We start from the raw sequence: 3,957 nt of genomic DNA, 5'->3' as shown, positions 1-3,957 counted from the left end.
CGAGCGTCCAGTTTAAACCGGACTAGCCGTCCAGTTTGAACCGGAATCGGTATCCAATTTGACCGGAATACGCACCACATGGCCTTTTTTGATAAAAGCACTTCTGATATACTTTTCTTTTTTATTTATTGTACTGATTTCTTCCATAGTGATAATGGTGCCTATATTTGATGACACGATATCTATAGGTTTCAAATTCACCATAATTTTATGCCCATTAAAGTCCTTGATAAAATCATTTGTTTTTCTGTCAGGGCTTAATTCAGGTATAATCTTTCTTATGTCCTGACCTAAAACGTGTTCCCGGGGCATTTTAATAATATCTAGGGCAGGAAAATTGATCATTTTAATTCTCCCGGATCTGTCGGTAGTAATAATACCTATAGGTGTGTTTTCCATAACCGTTTCAACCAATTTCATTTGCTTTAAAACATCTTTTCTGTAGTATAAAATGTCCTGAGCCTGTCTAACAGCGCGATAGATTGAATCCTTTCCAGAAGATATCAAAATGCTGTGAATACCCATCTGCTGTGATACTTTGTTTGCTATCACACCGCCTACCATAACTTCATAACCTTCATTTACGGCCCTCCTTATAGCATCTACGGCCTGTTCCTCTCTTTTAATATAGAAGGTTTTCAAATTGATGTTAAATAGTGCTGATAAATCTCTTTTCTCATAAAGCATGTTGTCAAATATAATAAGTGCTATATTGGGACTGATTTTTTTCGCTTCCAATATAGCTTCGGCTATATCGTAGCTGCTTATTTCTATCTCAACAAGGGGAATATTGGAAAATTCCTGACGTATATATTTTAAAGTGCCGCCCCGGCTAATCAAGACTTGCACTCCATTTTTGATCATATCTTTAGCAACATCAACCGCATTGCTTAATAATCCTATTCTTACATCAATTTCCCCTTTTAATTCTTCTCTTATATCAAGAGCTTCATAATACATTTTCCTGTAAGGCGCTATAATGCCAATCTGTGTCATAATTCCACCTCTCCACTTTACACTTTAAATTAAAATATAGAGTTTCTTGGAGAATATAAAAGGGACTTCACTCCTTTGGGTTCAGTCACTTGAAAGATTCTCAAATCTGGGGTGAAGTCCTTTCTTATCTTTAAGCCCTCGATATGTAAAAGCTAGAAATTACTACAAAAGGCTCATACCTAAAAAATTAAACAATTCAATGTATAATTTATAGGTTTTTTAGGCAATATAATTAACGAAGGGAAGGCAGCAGAACGCTCCTGTTGGGTAGCTAGTCACTACCCAAATAGCTTGACTAGCGAAGAGAGCACTGCAGCCTTCCCTCTTTGGTTACAAATTACGGAATGCCTGAGGGACAAAAAGCCGGACATATTGGGCAACAGCATACCGGTCGGTCATTCCTGCAATATAATCGCAGGCAGCTCTCTCTACCCCTACTTTCTCTGCATAGTCGCGGAGGTCCGGAGGCAACATCTTCGGATGTTCTAAATAGTAATAGTACAGTTCCTTGACCAAAAGCTTCGCCTTATGCTCCTCTGATTTAGCCCGAGAACCAATATATACGTTGTCAAAAAGGAAACTCCGTAAACGGTCAGTAGCTTTTTGGACCGCATCGCTCATTCTAATTTCAGGCTGATCCCAGCTGGAGTTAATCATATCCATTACCATGGTGTTAATCCTATCCCGGTGCTGATACCCCAAAATATCCAGGCAGTCTTTGGGTAAATCCTCTTCCCTGATTATCCCTGCTCTGATAGCATCATCAATATCATGATTGATATACGCTATCCTGTCTGCGATACGAACAATTTGCCCTTCTAAGGTGGAAGGTTTCTGGGAACCGGTATGGTGAAGTATACCGTCTCTTACCTCCCAGGTTAAATTCAATCCTGTTCCTTGTTCCAGGACATCGACTACTCGCAGACTTTGTTCATTATGCTTAAAACCTTCAGTATATACTTGGTTGAGGGCTTCTTCTCCTGCATGTCCAAAGGGGGTATGTCCTAGGTCATGGCCCAAGGCTATAGCTTCGGTGAGGTCTTCATTCAGGCGCAGGGCGCGGGCAATAGTACGGGCAATCTGCGCTACCTCCAAGGTATGAGTTAATCGGGTGCGGTAATGGTCCCCCTCCGGAGCAATAAATACTTGGGTTTTATGTTTCAACCTTCGGAAAGCTTTGGAGTGAATTATGCGGTCACGGTCTCTCTGAAAAGCCGTTCGAATTTGACACGGATCCTCCGGCCTTGCTCTTCCTCTGCTTTCTCCGCTAAGGGCAGCATAGCGGGATAAATGCTCCCTCTCCCATTGTTCAATTTGCTCCCGTAATCGCATAACCTCAAAACCCCACAGTTTCTAGTTGTTTTATTCTTTACCGGAGCCGCAAAGAACGGGTAGCCTCCGCCACTTCCACCAAACGTTTAGCTAAAACTCGTACCCGTTTGATAGCATTTTCATCTTGAGCAGACGGTTTTTGAGCACACGCACCGTGGTGTCCGCAATCGTCTTCCCGGTAACCATCACCGATCACGGTCATACCGTGTACCAGCATCATATCATACAGAGCCTTTAAAGTAGTCTCTTGCCCTCCAAATCTACCGGCGGCGGTAGTAACCGCTCCGCCCACTACATTTAAAAGAGCTTTTTCTTTTCTTAATATACGAGACTTGTCCCAAAAGGCTTTAAGCTGTGCGGAAACCGTTCCAAAGTATACAGGACTTCCCAACAACAGGCCGTCCGCACGGCGCAAAACATCGTAAGCTTCTCCCAGTTTTTTACCCTGCGAGCACACTCCCCGGCATGGTTCCGAACAATTATTGCAGAAAGGCACTTTTTGGTCCGCCAGTACGTCCACTACATGTATGAGTTTCGTTTCTGCTCCTTTGCTCTCCGCCACTTTCAGAGCTTCTTTCAATAAAAAGGCGGTGTTGCCGTCTTTTTTGGGACTTCCGTTTAAAGCTACAATTAACATTGGAACACCTCCAATCTATAACATTAGTATATACGTTTTTGGACCCCAGAGTTCCTGCCACTACAATAAAAAACTATAAAAAGAAACCCCCTGCCTGCAAGCAGAGGATTTCTTCCGCGTAACCGATCAATAAGGGTCAATCCAGTCCCGCAGCTTTTCTTACCATTTTCTGGTGCTCAAGGTCCTCCTTCAGGTCAGAAGTTTTGAGGCTGCCCCGAAAATGGATACACATGTAACCAGGAAAGTCGTTATGTTTTATAACTCCTCTACCATGGGGCATTCCGCTTATGGAAGCAGCAATAGTATGCCCGTTCACTGCAACTAAAGCTGCTCGCGGGGACCAGCTCCATTGACCGTTGTAAATTTTTTTAATGATCGCCGTATCGTCCTGTGAAACAGGTTCTACGTCGGCATGGAATCTTCCTCCGGTTCGCTGTACCCGAAAAGTCAATCCTGTCTCCATGTCGGTAACCGTGGCAAAATCAAACAACCGGAACATATTTTGCACCTGGTTCCAGTGGATAAATTCTCCCTCTTTCGCCTGCGAGTTACCGGCCTCTGGAACATTTTCCGCCGGAATAACAAGTTTTTGTCTCGGGAATATGGTGTCCGAAGTTAGATCGTTTGCTTCCATAAGCTTTTCCAATTCTACGCCATAATGGCGACTGATGGACCAGAGGCTTTCCCCTTTCTTTACGATATGGATGGCTTTGACCACATACTGGTGCTGATGGTCAACCTCTGCCGCAGCCACGGTCTCTTCAGCAAAGAGAGGCCGGGGAACTCCCGCCATAAGTACAATTATTAGCAAATAAAGTATTTTTCTGAATTTCAAGGTTCTCTATCCCCATCTTGCCGGATATATTTCAATGTTAATTTTACCTCAATTAGTTAATTTTCTCAAGTATGCGTCTGGAGTTGAATGTGTCAAGTAGTATCGGGTAAAATTTTCCCTGCTCCAATCGAGGCTTAAAAGTGTACGTCAAATTACG

Annotated in this window: 4 protein-coding genes; all 4 read right to left on the bottom strand. The window is 43.0% G+C overall.

What is annotated here, in order from left to right:
• Positions 1 to 12: 12 nt before the first annotated feature.
• Positions 13 to 996 carry a sigma-54-dependent Fis family transcriptional regulator gene (locus KKC1_RS13375; protein ID WP_088554942.1) on the bottom strand — a complete coding sequence of 328 codons (984 nt, stop codon included), beginning with the start codon at positions 994 to 996 and terminating at the stop codon, positions 13 to 15.
• A 330-nt stretch (positions 997 to 1,326) separates the two neighbouring features.
• Positions 1,327 to 2,328 (bottom strand): deoxyguanosinetriphosphate triphosphohydrolase, encoded by a 1,002-nt coding sequence (locus tag KKC1_RS13370; protein ID WP_088554941.1) that lies wholly within the window; start codon positions 2,326 to 2,328, stop codon positions 1,327 to 1,329.
• Positions 2,329 to 2,365: 37 nt separating this feature from the next.
• Positions 2,366 to 2,965, bottom strand: coding sequence for a flavodoxin family protein (locus KKC1_RS13365; protein ID WP_088554940.1), 600 nt, complete (start codon positions 2,963 to 2,965; stop codon positions 2,366 to 2,368).
• Positions 2,966 to 3,101: 136 nt separating this feature from the next.
• Entirely contained in the window at positions 3,102 to 3,800 is a 699-nt protein-coding gene (locus KKC1_RS13360; protein ID WP_088554939.1) for a LysM peptidoglycan-binding domain-containing protein, read from the bottom strand.
• Positions 3,801 to 3,957: the final 157 nt, after the last annotated feature.

Origin of the sequence: Calderihabitans maritimus, from assembly GCF_002207765.1 — a bacterium.
GTDB classification, from domain to species: domain Bacteria; phylum Bacillota; class KKC1; order Calderihabitantales; family Calderihabitantaceae; genus Calderihabitans; species Calderihabitans maritimus.
Note: the sequence above shows the minus strand (reverse complement) of the source record. Positions and strands in the feature narration are given on the sequence as shown.

Coding starts and splice junctions, on each gene's coding strand:
- KKC1_RS13375 (WP_088554942.1), bottom strand. CDS start 996: ATGACACAGATTGGCATTATAGCGCCTTACAGGAAAATGTATTATGAA.
- KKC1_RS13370 (WP_088554941.1), bottom strand. CDS start 2,328: ATGCGATTACGGGAGCAAATTGAACAATGGGAGAGGGAGCATTTATCC.
- KKC1_RS13365 (WP_088554940.1), bottom strand. CDS start 2,965: ATGTTAATTGTAGCTTTAAACGGAAGTCCCAAAAAAGACGGCAACACC.